This is a genomic window from Clostridium sp. AF19-22AC (genome assembly GCF_003479085.1).
GTDB lineage: Bacteria > Bacillota > Clostridia > Lachnospirales > Lachnospiraceae > Faecalicatena_A > Faecalicatena_A orotica.
This window is the reverse complement of the sequence record NZ_QUGN01000004.1, coordinates 244,823-261,782: the sequence shown is the minus strand read 5'-3', so window position 1 is coordinate 261,782 and position 16,960 is coordinate 244,823. Positions and strand designations below refer to the sequence as shown.

The window sequence follows — 16,960 nt, the reverse complement described above, 5'->3', positions numbered from 1 at the left end:
GAGTATGATGGCGCGGGTATTAAGAAAAACACATGGAATGGGCTGATCTTCAGTCCGTTTTTATTTTTGAAAATCAATTAAATTAGAAAACCAGTAGGAGGTATGTAAATGAAAACAAAGATGAGAAACTATCTGATCGCTAAGGTAATGAAGGTAAAAGCGGCTATTAACAACAATAAGGCGGAGGGGTTCGTTGATACGGCCATCAAAATTTTAATGGCTGTTGTGATTGGAGCGCTGCTTCTGGCAGGGCTGTATGCACTGTTTGGTGATACAGTGCTGCCAACATTAACACGGCGTATTACTGAAATGTTTAACTATGCTGGATAGAAAGGCAGTTCAAACAATTGTATTTTTGCTGTTGCTTTTGCTGGCATCTGTCACGGACTTAAAGAAGAGAATCGTGCCGGATCTGTTATGTATGCTAATTGCATTAACCGCCGCTATTTCTTTTCGTCCAGAACAGTTATGGGGGATTTTCAGCGCACTCCCATTTCTTCTTGCAGCAGTTTTTTGCGGAGGAATGGGGGGCGGTGATATCAAACTGATGGCAGCCGCAGGACTTGTCCTGGGACTTCCAGCAGGGATTTTTGCAACTATTTTGGGATTATTACTGGTACTTGCTTATTCTGTGTTTTTGAAAATATGTAAGAAAACCCAGGTTATCGCAGTGCCGTTAGTACCCTTTTTATCGGCTGGGTGTGCAGCGGGGTATTTGATTGGATAGGAGGATGGAATGAAAAGAAAAGCATTTTATTGTATTTGTGTAGCGGCTCCAATTACCTTTGTGGGTGCTGTCCTGGCATTTTACAGATGCCGGAGGAAAAAGAGATACTTAGTGAGGTAATCACGGCGGCAGGTATTCCCTGCCGCATTTAAAACGATAATTTTGATTTGATTGAAAGGAATGGATAATAAGTATGAAAATATTAAAAAGCCGTACCGTGCTTGGAGTAATATGCATTGTGGTATCACTGCTCATTTGCTTCGGAGTTACCCCTTTATTTAATAAAGAGGTCAGTAAAAAGGTAGAAATCGTGCGGGTGGTAAAGGATATAAAAATCGGGGATAAAATCACTGGCGATATGGTCAGGACTGTTGAGGTGGGAAGTTTAAATCTGCCGTCTGAAGTCATGAAAAATAAAGAAAATGTCATTGGGAAATATGCATCTGCAGATATGGCTCCAGGCGATTATATCATTAATAGCAAGGTCGCAGACGAACCGGCTGCGGAGAATGCCTACTTATATAATTTATCAGGAGAGAAACAGGCAATATCCGTGTCGGTCAAATCTTTTGCAACGGGGTTATCCGGAAAACTCAAATCTGGTGATATTGTATCTGTGATTGCACCGGACTACCAGAAGCAAGGCGAAACAGTGATTCCTCCCGAACTCAAATATGTCGAAGTTATTGCTGTAACTGCAGGCAGTGGCTACGATGCCAATACAGGAGAAGAAGACCCGGAGGAAAAGGAACTGCCCAGTACGGTGACACTCTTGGCAACACCGGAACAGAGCAGGATACTCGCCATGATGGAGAAGGACGGGAACCTGCACATATCTCTTGTATACAGGGGAACAAAAGAAAATGCAGCAAAGTTTATTACAGAGCAGGAACATGCTTTGCAGGAACTTTACCCGCCGGAAACGGAGGCGGCGGAAGCGGAAACTGGACAGCCCGAGGAACAGATAGAAGGGAGTGCAGAATAAATGCTGAACTTTAAAATCAAAAAGCGCGCAAATCAGCCTGAGAGCGAGGAAGTGCATGAGGTGGGAAAACATCAGGCCCAGATACTGGCTGTCTGGGGTAGCCCTGGATGCGGAAAGACTACGGTTTCTGTGAAGATTGCAAAACACTTAGCGGAAAAGAAGAAAAATGTAATTCTTGTGCTGTCCGATATGACTTTACCCATGATGCCTTGTATCTGTCCAATGGACGAGTTAGAAAACATATGGTCCCTTGGCAATGTACTGGCAGCGCCACATGTTACAAAAGGGCTTATAGAAGAAAACTGTATTGTCCACAAAAAAATAAAGTATCTGGCAATGCTTGGCATGTTAAGAGGGGAAAATGAATACAGCTATGCCCCCTATGAAGCGGAACAGGCTTTGGAATTTCTTACAGGGCTGCGGGAATTGTCCTCATACATTATTATTGACTGTAGCAGTTATATATCTAACGATATTTTATCGGCAGTTTCTCTAATGGAAGCAGATGCTGTTCTGCAGATAGTAAATTGCGACCTTAAATCTATCAGTTACCTGGCAAGTCAGTTACCGTTACTTCAGGAACCAAAATGGAGAATAGAGAGGCATTTAAAAACGATCAACAACATAAAGGGGCAGGAAGCCATTAACCATATGGAACAGGTGCTTGGAAAAGTAAGTTTTCAGATTCCGTCTGCATCCGAAGTTACGGAACAGGGGATGGCTGGGAATTTGTTGATTGGTCTGGAGGGGAAAAAAAGCCGTGGTTTTAAAAATGAAATAGATAAGATTGTTAAGGAGGTATATGGATGTTAGGGGAAAGAAAGACGCGAGGAGTATTTAATGAGGGAAAAAATTCAGAGTGGGGTTCGCGGATGCAGGAACTTATGCCAACACAGGCAGCCCCAGTGGAGCCGGTTGCAAGAGAGCCGGTAGAAGTGGTGAGTAAGAGTGCAGATGACCTCTTTTTTGCAGCCGTGGAGGGGAAAGATTTTGCAACGGTGCTACAGGAGGTACAGGAACACATTGCCAGCCGTTACAGCTCCCTTTTGACTGATGGAAATAATGATGATGTAAAAAGGCAGATGAAGCGTTACATTACTAAATATGTTCAGGAAAACCGGGTTGCAGTTCAGGGAATGTCAAATCAGGAACTTGTTGACAACCTATACACGGAAATGGCGGAGTTTTCTTTTCTAACAAAGTACATTTTTGGAGAGGGAGTGGAAGAAATAGACATTAATAGCTGGAAGGATATTGAGATCCAGTACAGCGGTGGTGGGACTGAAAAGTTGGAAGAACATTTTGACAGCCCTTCTCATGCTATTAATGTGATCCGCAGGATGCTCCATGTTTCAGGAACTATCCTTGATGATGCAAGTCCTGTGGTGACTGGAACACTGGCTAAAAATATCCGTATAGCGGTGTTAAAAACTCCAGTTGTAGATGAAGAGGTAGGTCTTGCCGCTTCAATCCGAATCGTAAATCCCCAGAGTATGAAAAAGGAGGATTTTATTTCTGGTGGAACTGCCACGGGAGAGATGTTAGACTTTTTGAGTGAATGTATTCGGTATGGAATTTCGGTGTGTGTTGCAGGTGCTACAAGTTCCGGAAAAACAACGGTGGCCGGCTGGTTGCTTACTACAATCCCTGACCGGAAAAGAATTTTTACTATTGAAAATGGTAGCCGTGAACTTGATCTAATAAGGGAGGAAAGTGGAAAAGTGTTAAATTCCGTTGTCCACACTCTTACAAGAGACAGTGAGAATGACCGGCAGCGAATTGACCAGATTGCCCTTTTGGATATTGCGCTTCGATTTAATCCTGATATTCTGGTGGTCGGAGAAATGAGAGGGGCGGAAGCAAACGCCGCCCAGGAAGCTGCAAGAACTGGTGTGGCGGTGGTTACAACCATCCATTCCAATTCGTGTGAGGCTACATACCGCCGTATGGTGTCCTTGTGTAAGCGTGCCGTGGATATGTCGGACGAGACATTGATGGGATATGTGACCGAAGCATACCCTATCATAGTCTTTTGTAAGCAGTTGGAAAACCGGCAGAGGGTAATCATGGAGATTATGGAATGCGAGATAAAGCCTGACGGTACACGGAGATATCGTCCACTGTATCAGTACGAGATCATGGAGAACCAGTTGGAAGGAGATTATTTTGTGGTTAATGGGAAACACAGGGTAATGAATTCCATTTCGGATGGGCTTTATAAGCGTTTGCTGGAGAATGGGATGCCAATGGAGACACTTAACCGGTTCCGTTCAAAGGGAGAGGGAGGAGAGGAATCTTGACAAGTATACAGCTTCTTGCATGCCTTGGTATGATAGTGGGTGGATTTCTTCTTTTGGGGATTCGACCAATAGAATTTACAGATGGACTGTTCGGCTTTCTGGCAAAAGAACCTGAGAATATTCGGAATGAAATCCATACAGTAACAAAAAGGAAAAAAGCAAGATTTCTGAAAAAGGCAATCATTGAGGCACAGCAGGTACTTAAAATGACGGGTAGGGAAAAGCAATTTTCGGTTATTTGTGCTGCCGCCCTGGTGTTGTTTGCTGTGGGGGCCTCGGTTGCCATCATGATTGGAAATTTTTTTCTGGCTCCGGTGATGGCTGTTGGATTTATGTTCTTCCCTTTTTGGTATGTAATTCTGTCAGCCAGTAATTACAAAAAAAATGTAGCCGCAGAGCTGGAGACAGCATTAAGCGTTATTACGACGGGCTATCTGCGGACGGAGGACATTCTAACTGCGATAGAGGAAAATATTCAGTATTTGAATCCGCCAGTCCAGAGGGTATTCCAGGATTTTATTGTGCGGATCAACTTAGTAAATCCGGATGTTCATGAAGCACTAAAGGAGTTGAGGGAGAAAATTGATAATGATGTATTCCGCGAATGGTGCGATGCCCTGTGTGATTGTCAGTATGATCGGAGTTTGAAGACAACATTGACACCAATCGTAACAAAATTAAGCGATATCCGTATCGTCAATGCTGAACTGGAATATTTGATTGTGGAGCCGAGGAAAGAATTTATCACGATGGCAATCTTTGTGATTGGTAATATCCCGCTGCTTTATTTTCTCAACAAGAGCTGGTATGACACTTTGATGCACACACCAATGGGACAGGTGATACTTGCCATTACTGCGGCAATCATCTTTGTCTCTACTGCGGTCGTTGTCAGGCTGACAAAACCGATAGAATACAGGAGGTAGGGAGATGTCAGTGTTATTACTGTTATTATTTGGAGGATTTCTCTTTCTGGGAATGTTCTTCCTGGCAGCGGATTTGTTAAAAATGCCATATATGAAGACAGAAAAGGCATTACTGGACAGGGGAAGAAATAGTAAAAAAGGGTCGGCGGCGTTAGATACGTTTTTACTGCAAGGAGCCATGAGATTGTCTCATGTAATCCGAATGGACGAATATCGGAAAAGCCGAATGAAAAATGTGCTGAAAGCAACAGGGATTAATATGACACCGGAAGTATATCAGGCGTATGCACTTACAAAAGCTGGTTTACTGATGGCTGGCATTATTCCGTGTTTGTTTCTTTTTCCGCTCCTAACACCTGTTATTGTGTTTCTTGCTGTCATGGTTTACTTTAAGGAAATTCAGCGCGCAGACGAGATGTTAAAGACGAAAAGAAAGTCAATTGAAGACGAACTGCCACGTTTTGTTGCTAATCTTGAACAGGAGCTGCAGAATAACCGTGATGTGCTTTCAATGGTAGAGAATTTTAGAAAAAATGCCGGTGCGGAATTTGGGGAGGAGCTAGGTGTACTTGTGGCAGACATGAGATCCTCCAGTTATGAGGCGGCACTTACTCGATTTGAAGCACGGTTAAACTCTCCAATGTTGTCTGATGTTGTCAGAGGACTGATTGGGGTTTTGCGTGGAGATAACAGCGTGGTATATTTCCAGATGCTTGCTCATGATTTTAAACAGCTTGAATTACAGAAATTAAAAAGTGAGGCCCAGAAAATACCGCCTAAAATCAGGGTTTTTTCGTTTCTCATGCTTATGTGCTTCTTATTGACTTACCTTGCGATTATCGTGTTTGAAATCATTAAGTCATTAGGAGGTATGTTCTAGCTCCAAATGAAAGGAGGTCAAGGAACTTGAAAAAAATATTAAAAACTAATCGTGGAGAGGGATATATAGACATATGCGTACTGGTATTGTGTGCCATGCTGGTGATTGCATTGGCGGTCAGCGTATTTCCGGTTTTTTTGGCTAAGAATCAGTTAGATACATTTGCTGTGGAATTGTGCCGTGAGGCTGAAATGAGTGGCAGAGTCGGAACTGAGACCACTAGGCGGGAACAGGTATTACGAGAAAGGACCGGACTAAATCCTAAAGTTGAGTGGTCAAAAAAGGGTAATATCCAACTAAATCAGGAGATTACTGTAAAATTGACGTTGCAGCGGGACCTTGGGTTATTTGGGAATTTTGGTTCCTTTCCAATTACCTTAAGGGCTAGTGCTACAGGAAAGAGTGAGGTATATCATAAATGAAGCGCCTGATTTGCTGTTTAAAAGATAGGCGTGGTTCCTCTTTCCCATTTGTGATTGCGGTTACATTGGTATTGATGTTAATAATGTGCGGATTTTTGGAGTTTTATCGGCTAAAGATCATAGCCAATGGCGTAAGGGACGCGGCACAGGAGGCTATCATGATAACTGTAAATGATAATTATGCAAACGTTTATCACGGTGTCAGGGAAGGATACAGTGGAGGATATCAGCCCAATAATGGAGGTTTTAAGTATAGTGTAGATAAAGGAAATGTGCTGTCAAAAATGGATAAAATCCTTGGAACAAAAGTTGAATCCGGGCGGCATGTAAAATATACAGGTGGGGTTCTGGAATATAGCATATCGGATTTAAGTGTTACTGCACGTAATGCGCCGCTTGCACCTGGAACACCGGAAAATGAACAGAGATTTGAAATTGATGCAATCGTAACATTAAAAGTACCGGTCCAGTTTGCGGGAAAACGTCTACCTGAAATGAAAATCAGGCTAAAAGTGCAGGCTGGATATATAGAAGTGTTTTAGAATTCAATAGACAGAATTGGAAAAATGTAGTATGTTTGATGCGACAGAATGTGAACCAGGAAGGAGAACTATATGAATGATAAAGTGAAAAAAGGTATGATTATTGCGGGTTGCGTGGTGTGTTGTGTTATTCTTGCAGTGATGATTGCAAGTAATTTCAGAAAGCCAGCAAAAACAAAGGATAAATTAGCAGAGAGCCAGTCTACAGAAATAGAAGTGAAACCGGAAATCAAAAAGTCCGAATTAGACAAGAAGTCAAAAGAGACTGAAAGTAAAGAAGAGGAATCGAAGAAAGAACCGGAGACTACGGAGGAGCAGAAAGAATCAGAGGAGGAAAAAGAGGGAAATAAGGACAACGGGCAGCCTGTACAGAATATTCAGCCCAGAGTGACTAAACCGGAAGAACCAGATCCAGAAGTATTAAAAAATCCTAATCAGAAACCAGATGGGGAGAGCGTGCAGGGCACGCCGGTTCCGGAAAACCATGATGAAGTAAAACAGCCGGAGACAGACACGGTTCCTGGAGCCGCACCAGAAGGTGAGTCACAGGAAGGAAAAATATATGCCCCAGGCTTTGGATGGATTGATGACATTGGGGAAGGGGAAGGCATTGAAGACAGTAACATTTATGAAAACGGTAATAAAATTGGGATAATGGATTAATTATCAATAGGTTGGTTAAATAGATGCATGACAGAAAGGCTATGAATTGTAGCGCCCTCCTGCTAAGCATAGAGAGAAATCAAAGATATAAATTTTATCGTTCGGCACAGCTATTTATGGCTGTGCTTTTTCATTGGAAAGGAGAACATTTGGGAATTTGAAAAGCAGAATAAGTTGGCTGACAAGGATTGTACTGTTCAGCCTGTGTTTTTTGATCATGTCGGTTCCAGCGTATGCGGCAGGGGAAGGTAATGTGGACGGCGGAGGCGGCAGCATGGGACAAGGTTCTTCGCAAAATTTTTGGTCCCCAGGTGATGAAGGGGTACGTGTATCGGTGATAAGTACAAGTGACCATAAAGTAGTAGGCACGCCTATTGACCTTACCAATAAAAGCCCATCTGATATTAGGCTTCATTTTGGAAAGGTGAGCAAGATGTCTTATACATCAGGTCATGGAATTGGTATATCCGGTTCAAGATACCAGTACATAAGACCAGCACAGAGACTTCCTATAATTATAAGTTCACAAAGTCTGGGACCATCAAGTATTGCGGAAATAAAGCGGTACTTTACGGACGAGCAGACGATACGTGGGATAGCAGGTTATATGGGAATAGATTTTGATATACTTATCAGCGGCGAGTACAGAATTATGATAGAGCCGATTGCGTATGTGACATTGCAGGGAGTAAGAGTTGCTATGACAGCAACGGAAGCGGCTTTATATGATGAGGTTGCAGGCGGGGTGGTATATTCCTGGTTACGTTCAGTTACCTTTCAAAATCTGCCCCTTGCAATGTTTCTCGAAAAATCTGATTTAGGATATCCTGCGTGGAACGGTCCAACTACCGGATTGCGTTCACATCAGGAAATCAAAACTTCGTTGGGACTTGGAATCATACGTTTTAATGGGGAGTTGCCAGAACCATCACCGGAGGTTACGACTTTTGATTATGAATACCGCACTAACACGGAGGTTATCACCAGTATCCGCGTGAGTGGCGGTCAAAGTGATCCGGACCATAAGGTATCTGTGACATTTAAAATACAAGGGAGAAATTATAAGGTGGACAGCGTATATTATCCCGAGGGAGGAAGTCAGCTTGCCTGGGTTCGGTGGACAACACCATCTACAGAGCAGACTATGGAAATTCCAGTAACAGTAAGAGGTGGTGGCCGTACAGACAAAGGGACTATACGGGTTAAGATAGTAAACCTGGACAAGAATCCACCGCCGAATCCAGTTGCAGATGACCGTAATGACAGTTATGCGAGGCCGGCAGTTCCATCAAAGAGTCAGCAAACGTCCGCTGATTGGAGTATTTGGCGACCATACTGGTATTCTTACTGGGTATGGCATAGTGGTGACGATGATGATGATGGATACTGGTGTGATCATGGCTGGTGGAAGTTCAATATTGATAGATATCATGCAAGTTTGAACGCAACAATGCGCGTCCAGCCAGATGATAAATCCCCTACGGCCCATGGCAAAACATTAAAAAGCGGATACGGATTTAACGAATATGTGAACAGTTCTGTGAGCACGAATCAGTCCAGTGCCGTGACTGGAGCCCAAAATGCCGTGACGTATTTTCCGGAGTTTCAATACAAGAAATACTGGCGTTTATTGGAGCGGATGTCGGGTGGGTATCATTCCGAATTTGAGTTCAAAAAAAATCAATACAGTACATTTAAGCGGAGGACACATTTCACTCCGATATGGATGCCAGATGGCAAATATACACCCTATACATGGTTAATAGATGCCTGGACACCAGCAGGAATGTTATCACTAAACCTGACCGATAATCTGACAATCAGCGGTAATTTGTGGACGGACTGGCATATCGCACCACAGAGACTAGATTAAAAAATAAAGTAAAAATAAATAAACAGTTACCAAAGAGGGAGACGCAGAGATCTTCCTCTTTTTGTTATTAGGAAGGAATGAAGTGGCATGTACGATAAAAACAAAACTTTGGATACCCTGAAAAATGAAATCTTCTTGTCAAAAGACAACCTGTATCTAGCGGAGGAAGCGTTAAATTCTGATCAGATACCCTATGAAACGGTAAAGAAGATTATGGAGGTTGGAGGATATAGAAATAAAATAAATGCTTTGCGCAAAGCGTATTTGATGGGTGTAAATTTTGACAACCTTATCGGTCTTGTACATGATTCAGACGGCCCGGAGGAAATCAGGTCAATAGCTGGGGCACTGGAACGGAAACTGGAAATCCAGAAAATTCAGATTGTGGCAGATGGAAAACACGATTACAGACAAATGGATTTAGTGTTTTATGGGTTTTATACTGGCAGAAGCATACAGGAAATGGAACTGGCAACAGATAACCGGTTTGATGAAGAGCAGATTGAAGAAATCCTGTCGGGTTTTCGCTATGGGCTTGCCTATGAACAGGTGGCATTTTATGCGAAAGAAGAATTTGATTGTTACCAGATGCGGACCATAAAAAGGGCGTTTCTGTACGATAATCTGACAGTGGAGGAGGCGGCAATATTTGCTTTACCCAGTAATAACACAAAGAAAATGCGCCAGGAGATTAGAAAGATAGTAGCACAGCGCGGTAAAACAAAGAAATCCAATCTGTAATCGTGAGAAAGGATAAACACATGGAGAAAGAAGCAATGGAAGATATCCTGCGATTGGCAGAGGATGTAAGCAGCCTTGTGATGGACCTTGGACCATTTGGGCTTACGGACGAAGATGAAGTAAAAAAAACACCGCAGGACCGGATACATGAGACATATCAATGGCTGTCCGAACCAAAGGGCTGTAAAGAAGCGTCCGAGTATTTTAAGGAATTGCTTGCAATACTGGATAAGACGGACGCAGAGTATCAAAGAATCGCTGATATATGTGAAAGAATCCATAAGGTCCAGGAAATAAAGCCATGGAAAGAAAAAGTAACTGTTAGAAACAGTCCCAGCTGTCGCAGATGACCAGGGCCTGGATATGTCCATAATATAGGACAGATTAAGGAAACAGAATCCCTTCAAGTAGAGAGGTTTCATAGATTCCTCTGGTAAAAATCTAAATAGAAATGCAAAAAGGAGGGATAAGAAGTTGTGGCCACGTAAAACGATAGTCTCTTCGACGCTTATTGGATTTAGAGACGAAGAGCATTGAACGGATTAAATTAGCAAGTGAAATGTCAAAGAGGTACTATGATGCCCCCATAATCTGTACTTACAGTGGGGGCAAGGATTCTGACGTACTTCTGGATTTGTTTATCCGGTCAGGAGTTGAATTTGAGGCCCACAATTCTCATACAACAGTCGATGCTCCCGATACGGTGTACTATATCAGGGAGAAATTTCGAGGTTTAAAAGAAAAGGGAATCCCATGTATTATCCATATGCCGCCACTGAGCATGTGGCAGTTGATTGTCAAAAAGAAGATGCCGCCCACCAGGATGCAGCGTTACTGTTGTGAAATCCTAAAAGAGAACACAACACCGGACAGACTGGTATCAACAGGTGTGCGCTGGGACGAAAGCACCAAACGGTCCAAAAGGGGACAGTTAGAAGCGGCTGCCCCAAAAGTCGAGAATAGGATTACTCTGATGAACGACAACGATGATAAGCGGCTGGTTATTGAGCGGTGTGCAATCCGTGGCAGGGTAGTGTCCAACCCAATCATTGACTGGACACATAAAGACATCTGGGATTATATCCGTTCCAACCATATGCCTTATAATCCGCTTTATGATATGGGTTATAAAAGAGTTGGCTGTGTAGGGTGCCCGATGGCTGGAAAAAACCGCTACAAAGAGTTTGCTGACTTCCCAAAGTATAAGGCAGCTTATATCCGGGCGTTTGATAAAATGTTAGTGGCAATCCATGCGGCGGGGAAACCTACTAAGTGGAAGAACGGAGAGGACGTGTTCCGGTGGTGGATGGAGGATAAAAATGTAGAGGGACAGTTGTGCCTCGCGGATTTTATGGACATGGGACCAGACTAAAACAATAAATCAACAACAGGAGGTTTACGTTCCAACCGGAACTAATTTATATAAAAAAGTGAATGAAAGCAGTACCGATTGAGTTAAAGGCGGCAAATGAATATGTCGCGCAGAATCATAGGCATCATAGCCCTGTATACCGGGACAAATTCCGTGTCGCATGTACTGAGCATGGCAGAATATGTGGCGTGATACAGTGCGGCAGGCCAGTATCCAGGCATTTAGACGATGGAAAAACGCTGGAAGTAACGCGTTGCTGCACAGACGGTACAGCCAATGCCTGTAGCTTCCTATACGGGCGGGTAGCCCGGATTGCAAAAGAGATGGGATATGAGCGGATTATCACTTATATCCTTATCTCTGAATCCGGTGCTTCCTTAAAAGCGGCAGGGTGGGAATGTGAGAAAGAGATTGCAGGGGGCGGCTCCTGGGATACACCTGCCAGGCGCAGACATACAACAGCACCGCAATGTAAAAAGCAAAGATGGATGAAAAATTTGTGTAAAGAAGGTGATGAGAGTCGAGAATCGGAATTATAGATGCTGATTTATTGGATAAGAACAGGCACCGCATGCCGAATCTGGCATGCATGAAGATCAGCGGATTCCATAAGCAGATGGGGGATCAGATACATTTGCTGACGGAGTATTCAGGCTTCAATGAGTTTGATAAGGTATATCTGTCAAAGGTCTTTACGGCTACGAGGTATCCGCCGGAAGTCTTAAAGATGGAGAATGTAGAATATGGAGGTACTGGGTTTTATTTAGACCAGGCTCCCGAGCTGTCCTACGAAATAGAGCATGCCATGCCGGATTACAGTCTGTATGCGGATTGGCTTAAAGGTAAGGGAGAAGAAGGAAAAAAGAGTAAGAAGTATAAGTATTATCGGGATTATTCTATTGGGTTTTTAACAAGGGGCTGCTTTAGGCAATGCCCTTTTTGTGTGAACAAAAATAAAACGGTATCCGTTCCTGCAAGCCCAGTGTACGAATTTTACAATCCACAGAAAAAGAAGATCTGTCTGCTGGATGATAATTTTCTGGCATGTGGGGAGTGGAGTGCATTATTGGGACAACTACGGGAAACCGGCCGTCCGGTCCAGTTCCGGCAAGGACTGGATATCAGGCTGATTACCAGGCAAAAATCCAGGGAACTGGCATCTTGTAGATTGGATGGCGACTTATTATTTGCCTTTGACAATATCAAGGATAAAGAAACAGTCATAGAAAAGATGAAGATCATAAACCCAATATTCCAGGAATCAAAAAGGATCAAGTTCTATGTATTAACTGGGTTTGATGCAGATGGAAGATATGACTGGACTTTCTGGAAACAGGATATCTTACAGGCATTTGAGCGTATCCGGATTCTAATGGGGGTGCGTGCGTATCCATATATCATGCGGTATGAGAAATATCAGGAATCACCTTACCGGGGAATGTATGTAAACCTGTCCAGGTGGTGTAACCAGCCCCAGATGTATAAGCAGATGAGCTTCCGTGAATTTTGCCACTTGTCAAAAGAAGGGAGCGCCTGCAGAACGTATCTGGAGGAGTATGAAAGAGACTTTCCGGAAATCAGCAGTTATTTTGACATGAAATTTTAAACTCTGATTCAGGAGGTGGTGCTATGAAGTTTACAGATGAAGAATTAGAGATAGCCAGAAGCGTGGACCTGGTGTCTATTGCTGAAAGGCAGGGCTTCACGGTGAAGCGGGTAGGCAGTTACTATACATTGAAAGAACATGATTCTATAAGGATTAAAAATCGTAGGAGCTGGCTGCGTTTTTCCGTACCCGAGGGCCAGGACGGTCACAACGGGGATAACATTGAGTTTCTGAGACAATTTTGCTATATGGATTTTCGTGAGGCGGTTATCTATTTGTTGAACGAGGCCGGTTATCGGTATGAGGATAAATCATTTAAAGATGATACAAGCAGGAAAAACCACGAGAGAAGAAAGGAAGAGCAAAATAAAGAACAAGAAGGGAAAGGGGAGTTTGTGCTTCCCGAACCAAACGACAATTATCGGAGGTTATATGCCTATCTGTTAAAAACGCGCTGCCTGAGCAAAGAAGTAGTTGACTGGTTCGTTAAAAAAAAGCTGATTTATGAAACACGCAGATATCATAACGTGGTTTTTATTGGCAGGGATTCCTTTGGTACAGCACGGTTTGCCAGTATGAGGGGAACGGTGGATAATTATGGAAACCCGTTTAAAGGGGACGTGGAGAACAACGATAAAACCTATGGTTTCAATGTAAGAAACAAGAAAAATAAAGAAGTCAAGGTATTTGAGGCAGCCATTGACCTGATGTCTTATATGGATTATAAGCGTGATGGGCAGTCAAACAAGTTGGCATTAGGGTCAACCTGGGACGGGGCATTGGACCGGTTCCTGCTAGAAAATCCACAGATTAAACGAATAAGCCTGTATCTTGATAATGATAAGGCAGGCCGGAAAGCAGCGGCACTTATACGCAAGAAATATATAGAGATGGGATATCACGTTAAAGTCCGGTTCCCGCCATATGGGAAAGATTGGAATGAATTTCTTGTTGCAGAAAGAAAAAAGGCAGTGATTCAATATTTGAACAGGAATAGCAATCTGGACCGGAAACAGGCAATCGGATAATTTCATAAAAGCAAGGAGATAGTATGGATTATTTTAATTTCAAAGAAGAGTTTCTCTATCAGTTCATTGACCTGATGGAGAAAAGCAAAACGTTAGGAGCGTTGAACTTGGTTATGGAAGGACTACCAGGTGAATCAATCACAATGACTTTCAAGGATAGGTACTGCCCTATGGTCAGCATAGAGGAACTGTTTTTGAGAAGCCAGTATGAAATGCTGCCAGTCAGGATATTGGCTTCGGAGACACTGCAGGAATTTCAGACGGCGGAAACCGGAGGTATCCGATTGAAGATGGATACGGTCAAGAATCCATTGTTTGTAGAGTTCCATGCAGTGAATGCAAACAAATACCAGATGAGGCTGGAAGAATTGGAGCTGCCGTATACCAGACTGGGAGATATGTGTATCTTTTATCGGTTCCGTGTGAAAGAGGAAAGTGAAAAACTTGTATACACCATGCCCGTAGATGAAGAGGACTTACAGCGGTGGGGAATGCATGTAGATCAACTGCATGCGTGCGTGTCAGACAATGCTTTCTCCCAGTATAGTGTGCAGATTGAACCGGTTGCAGCCGTTATACGGGAAGGCTTGGAGGCAGGCTTTACGCTTGGGAGAGGAAAGATTACAAATGAACGCGCAAGTGCCTGGCGGCTGACAGGTCCGGGAGGCGCGGCAGGCATGCTTTATAGGAATATTCTGGATGAATTTGCAGAAATGGTCAACACGGATCTGTACCTGCTTCCAGTAACAGCAGAGGAAACCGCTATATATGCCGCCGACCAGTATACACCTGCTGACCTTCAGATGCGTCTCGAAAGAAAAAAATCCTTAAAGGGATTTGTAAGCCATCCGTTGTCAGAGTCGGTTTTGTATTATAGTCTCAAGAGTAAAACCCTGACGGTGCACCAGTCTTCATTGGTGAAAAAAACCCTGGTCTAAGAGTCGGTACGGGAGTCTACAGATGCAGGAAATGGTAAATAGACGAAGAGGAGAACCAAAATGCGCGAATATGATGAAAACCATGCATATGAGGAAGTCCGGGAGGATTTCATTAAAGAATATAAGGCACAGCTAGAACGCAGAGGAAATGGGGAGAAGTTGGAAATAGTGGCGGAAGGTACTCCTTTTGAATCCTTTACATACAAAGGGAATGGACCTTTATTATGTACCAGTATCTCTATGGAACTGGTGTACAGAAATTGCTATATTTTTGCCATTCGAGAGATTGATGAGGCCGTATCTACTATCTTGGAGATTCAGGATGAGGCAGAATGGATATCCCCGGAGCGGCTGGAACAACTGGAACATGTAATAGTGTTTCCGGTAAATCTATCACATTGCAGGGATAAGCTGGAAGAAAATGATATTGCATATTTTCCCTTCGAAGATATGGCGATCACTTATCAATTCTGCATTGAGGACAATGAGAGGTCGTATCGCAGGGATGTTACAAGGGAATGGCTGAATAGGCAGGGGATAAATGCAAAGGAACTCTTTGAAAAAGTAAGGTATAAAGACCTGGAGCAAATTTGGGGCGAAATTAAAACCATAGAGCAGGTGGGAAAAAAATCAGAGGATTCACAGCAGGCTGCTTTGTATGGCGTCAATGGCTTTGGTGCTGCCCTTTATCCAAAAGTGATGGAGCAGGTAGTAAAAAAAATGGGCAGTGAAGTGCTGATTGTACCTGAAGAAACCTATACGGCTTATATTCAGACACCGGATATTATGAGTGCTGCAAAACTGCAAGAAGAATTACAGGAGGACAATCGTGTGAAACTGGTGACTGGCGATAGGCACCTTGTACTTTCTGGGAAGATATTTAAGTACGATACCGGCAGGAAAAACCTGGTCCCGGCAATGGAACATACCATTGAAAAGCATAGAGTGAAATGAAAACCGCTTTAATCGGGAGAAGCGCAGACGGCCAGAAGGGAAGGAGATAGATGTATTATTATAGTGAGAACGAAGCATATGACGAATTACGAGAGGATTTTATTGATGAATTTCAAGACCAGCTACAAGAAAGAGACAGAGGGGAGGAACTGAAGCTGATAGCTGAAGGCACGCCATTTGAAGCCATTATGCTGAAAGGTGGAGGGGAGTTAGTTTGCCCCAGTATTCCGATGGAATTGGTGTATCTTAACTGCTATGTTGCTGAGAACAACGAGTTAGACGAGGCGGTCACGCAGATTCTGGGTATATTTGATGGGGATGAGTGGATACCGCGCGAACAATTTGAGCAGATAGAGCATGTACTTATATATCCTATGAATTTGGCAGAATATGAGGATAAACTGGTGGAGGGAAACATTGCATATATGCCATATCAGGATATGGCGGTCACTTTCCAATTCTGTATTGAAAGAGGGGAGAGATCGTACTGCGGAGATGTTACAAAAGAGCATTTGGAAAAATGGGGAATCGGTGTGGAGGAACTTTTTGAGAAAGTCAGATACAAGGATGCAAATGAAATAGGAGTGGGTATCGTAAATATGTACGATTCACTTACAAACAGATATGAAAATGATAAAACAATCCTTTTTAGGCCGGCGGATGGTGTGCCATTGGAACTGAAGCAAGTCTACAATGTCTATGGTGTGAATGGCTTTGGTGCAATCTTCTATCCGAAAGTTATGGAACTGGTGTATGATAAATTAGGGGACGAGATGCTGATTGTTCCCAATGATGCCTTTGGTGCTTATGTCCATGCGCAAAGTGTTGGGAATCTGTCAGACTTATATGAGAGCCTGACCAGTGAGAATATAATGAAAGAAGAAACAGGGGAAATACGCCATAAACTATCTGAGCGGGTTTTTAAATACGATCTGGAAAGCAGAAACCTGATTCATGCAGTTCCTCCGAAAATTGAGAAACAAAAATTGAGATAGGTAGGTGG

At 43.2% G+C, this 16,960-nt stretch carries 20 protein-coding genes; all 20 read left to right on the top strand.

The annotated features are described in order from the left end of the window. The first annotated feature begins 108 nt into the window (after positions 1–108). The 20 genes from DWX43_RS06835 to DWX43_RS06740 all read left to right on the top strand — a co-directional run bounded on the left by DWX43_RS06835 (position 109) and on the right by DWX43_RS06740 (position 16,952). Complete coding sequence (locus DWX43_RS06835; protein ID WP_006567836.1) at positions 109–330, top strand: DUF6133 family protein; 222 nt, start codon at positions 109–111, stop codon at positions 328–330. After that, positions 320–727, top strand: a complete 408-nt coding sequence (locus DWX43_RS06830) for an A24 family peptidase (protein ID WP_006567835.1) — start codon at positions 320–322, stop codon at positions 725–727. Before DWX43_RS06835 ends, DWX43_RS06830 begins: the two co-directional genes overlap by 11 nt. Before the next feature lie 193 nt (positions 728–920). Beyond that, a complete protein-coding gene (gene cpaB, locus DWX43_RS06825) occupies positions 921–1,712 on the top strand; it encodes a Flp pilus assembly protein CpaB (protein ID WP_006567834.1) in 792 nt (263 codons plus the stop codon). Next, positions 1,713–2,525: an AAA family ATPase gene (locus DWX43_RS06820; RefSeq protein WP_006567833.1), complete on the top strand. Its 813-nt coding sequence runs from the start codon at positions 1,713–1,715 to the stop codon at positions 2,523–2,525. Continuing rightward, a complete protein-coding gene (locus DWX43_RS06815; protein ID WP_006567832.1) occupies positions 2,519–4,012 on the top strand; it encodes an ATPase, T2SS/T4P/T4SS family in 1,494 nt (497 codons plus the stop codon). The genes DWX43_RS06820 and DWX43_RS06815 overlap by 7 nt, the downstream gene beginning before the upstream one ends. Continuing rightward, complete coding sequence (locus DWX43_RS06810) at positions 4,009–4,938, top strand: membrane protein (RefSeq protein WP_008724712.1); 930 nt, start codon at positions 4,009–4,011, stop codon at positions 4,936–4,938. The genes DWX43_RS06815 and DWX43_RS06810 overlap by 4 nt, the downstream gene beginning before the upstream one ends. 4 nt (positions 4,939–4,942) lie before the next feature. Further along, positions 4,943–5,818 (top strand): hypothetical protein, encoded by an 876-nt coding sequence (locus DWX43_RS06805; protein WP_006567830.1) that lies wholly within the window; start codon positions 4,943–4,945, stop codon positions 5,816–5,818. Positions 5,819–5,844: 26 nt separating this feature from the next. After that, positions 5,845–6,240, top strand: a complete 396-nt coding sequence (locus DWX43_RS06800) for a DUF4320 family protein (protein ID WP_008724714.1) — start codon at positions 5,845–5,847, stop codon at positions 6,238–6,240. Next, positions 6,237–6,782 (top strand): hypothetical protein, encoded by a 546-nt coding sequence (locus tag DWX43_RS06795; protein WP_006567828.1) that lies wholly within the window; start codon positions 6,237–6,239, stop codon positions 6,780–6,782. Before DWX43_RS06800 ends, DWX43_RS06795 begins: the two co-directional genes overlap by 4 nt. A 72-nt stretch (positions 6,783–6,854) precedes the next feature. Further along, the gene (locus DWX43_RS06790; protein ID WP_006567827.1) at positions 6,855–7,445 is read left to right on the top strand and encodes a DUF6550 family protein; all 591 of its coding nucleotides are present in this window, start codon (positions 6,855–6,857) and stop codon (positions 7,443–7,445) included. Between the two features lie 217 nt (positions 7,446–7,662). After that, complete coding sequence (locus tag DWX43_RS06785; protein WP_006567825.1) at positions 7,663–9,318, top strand: hypothetical protein; 1,656 nt, start codon at positions 7,663–7,665, stop codon at positions 9,316–9,318. An 87-nt stretch (positions 9,319–9,405) separates the two neighbouring features. Then, positions 9,406–10,059, top strand: a complete 654-nt coding sequence (locus tag DWX43_RS06780) for a hypothetical protein (RefSeq protein WP_006567824.1) — start codon at positions 9,406–9,408, stop codon at positions 10,057–10,059. A 20-nt stretch (positions 10,060–10,079) separates the two neighbouring features. After that, a complete protein-coding gene (locus tag DWX43_RS06775; RefSeq protein WP_006567823.1) occupies positions 10,080–10,409 on the top strand; it encodes a hypothetical protein in 330 nt (109 codons plus the stop codon). 209 nt (positions 10,410–10,618) lie between these two features. Then, positions 10,619–11,431: a phosphoadenosine phosphosulfate reductase family protein gene (locus DWX43_RS06770; protein WP_330367879.1), complete on the top strand. Its 813-nt coding sequence runs from the start codon at positions 10,619–10,621 to the stop codon at positions 11,429–11,431. A 62-nt stretch (positions 11,432–11,493) separates the two neighbouring features. Then, on the top strand, positions 11,494–11,970 hold the full coding sequence (locus tag DWX43_RS06765; RefSeq protein WP_006567821.1) for an XF1762 family protein: 477 nt from the start codon (positions 11,494–11,496) through the stop codon (positions 11,968–11,970). A gap of 11 nt (positions 11,971–11,981) precedes the next feature. Beyond that, positions 11,982–13,037 (top strand): hypothetical protein, encoded by a 1,056-nt coding sequence (locus DWX43_RS06760; protein ID WP_243099264.1) that lies wholly within the window; start codon positions 11,982–11,984, stop codon positions 13,035–13,037. Positions 13,038–13,060: 23 nt separating this feature from the next. Continuing rightward, positions 13,061–14,065 (top strand): DUF3991 and toprim domain-containing protein, encoded by a 1,005-nt coding sequence (locus DWX43_RS06755; RefSeq protein WP_006567819.1) that lies wholly within the window; start codon positions 13,061–13,063, stop codon positions 14,063–14,065. Positions 14,066–14,088: 23 nt separating this feature from the next. Further along, positions 14,089–15,003 (top strand): DUF5688 family protein, encoded by a 915-nt coding sequence (locus DWX43_RS06750; RefSeq protein WP_006567818.1) that lies wholly within the window; start codon positions 14,089–14,091, stop codon positions 15,001–15,003. A 60-nt stretch (positions 15,004–15,063) separates the two neighbouring features. Next, a complete protein-coding gene (locus DWX43_RS06745; RefSeq protein WP_006567817.1) occupies positions 15,064–15,957 on the top strand; it encodes a DUF5688 family protein in 894 nt (297 codons plus the stop codon). Between the two features lie 50 nt (positions 15,958–16,007). Continuing rightward, positions 16,008–16,952 (top strand): DUF5688 family protein, encoded by a 945-nt coding sequence (locus tag DWX43_RS06740; RefSeq protein ID WP_006567816.1) that lies wholly within the window; start codon positions 16,008–16,010, stop codon positions 16,950–16,952. Positions 16,953–16,960 lie beyond the last annotated feature (8 nt).

Excerpts from the sequence above, each read along its gene's own strand:
- DWX43_RS06835 (WP_006567836.1), top strand. The coding sequence starts at position 109 with ATGAAAACAAAGATGAGAAACTATCTGATCGCTAAGGTAATGAAGGTA.
- DWX43_RS06830 (WP_006567835.1), top strand. The coding sequence starts at position 320 with ATGCTGGATAGAAAGGCAGTTCAAACAATTGTATTTTTGCTGTTGCTT.
- cpaB (WP_006567834.1), top strand. The coding sequence starts at position 921 with ATGAAAATATTAAAAAGCCGTACCGTGCTTGGAGTAATATGCATTGTG.
- DWX43_RS06820 (WP_006567833.1), top strand. The coding sequence starts at position 1,713 with ATGCTGAACTTTAAAATCAAAAAGCGCGCAAATCAGCCTGAGAGCGAG.
- DWX43_RS06815 (WP_006567832.1), top strand. The coding sequence starts at position 2,519 with ATGTTAGGGGAAAGAAAGACGCGAGGAGTATTTAATGAGGGAAAAAAT.
- DWX43_RS06805 (WP_006567830.1), top strand. The coding sequence starts at position 4,943 with ATGTCAGTGTTATTACTGTTATTATTTGGAGGATTTCTCTTTCTGGGA.
- DWX43_RS06795 (WP_006567828.1), top strand. The coding sequence starts at position 6,237 with ATGAAGCGCCTGATTTGCTGTTTAAAAGATAGGCGTGGTTCCTCTTTC.
- DWX43_RS06790 (WP_006567827.1), top strand. The coding sequence starts at position 6,855 with ATGAATGATAAAGTGAAAAAAGGTATGATTATTGCGGGTTGCGTGGTG.
- DWX43_RS06785 (WP_006567825.1), top strand. The coding sequence starts at position 7,663 with ATGTCGGTTCCAGCGTATGCGGCAGGGGAAGGTAATGTGGACGGCGGA.
- DWX43_RS06780 (WP_006567824.1), top strand. The coding sequence starts at position 9,406 with ATGTACGATAAAAACAAAACTTTGGATACCCTGAAAAATGAAATCTTC.
- DWX43_RS06775 (WP_006567823.1), top strand. The coding sequence starts at position 10,080 with ATGGAGAAAGAAGCAATGGAAGATATCCTGCGATTGGCAGAGGATGTA.
- DWX43_RS06770 (WP_330367879.1), top strand. The coding sequence starts at position 10,619 with ATGTCAAAGAGGTACTATGATGCCCCCATAATCTGTACTTACAGTGGG.
- DWX43_RS06765 (WP_006567821.1), top strand. The coding sequence starts at position 11,494 with ATGAAAGCAGTACCGATTGAGTTAAAGGCGGCAAATGAATATGTCGCG.
- DWX43_RS06755 (WP_006567819.1), top strand. The coding sequence starts at position 13,061 with ATGAAGTTTACAGATGAAGAATTAGAGATAGCCAGAAGCGTGGACCTG.
- DWX43_RS06750 (WP_006567818.1), top strand. The coding sequence starts at position 14,089 with ATGGATTATTTTAATTTCAAAGAAGAGTTTCTCTATCAGTTCATTGAC.
- DWX43_RS06745 (WP_006567817.1), top strand. The coding sequence starts at position 15,064 with ATGCGCGAATATGATGAAAACCATGCATATGAGGAAGTCCGGGAGGAT.
- DWX43_RS06740 (WP_006567816.1), top strand. The coding sequence starts at position 16,008 with ATGTATTATTATAGTGAGAACGAAGCATATGACGAATTACGAGAGGAT.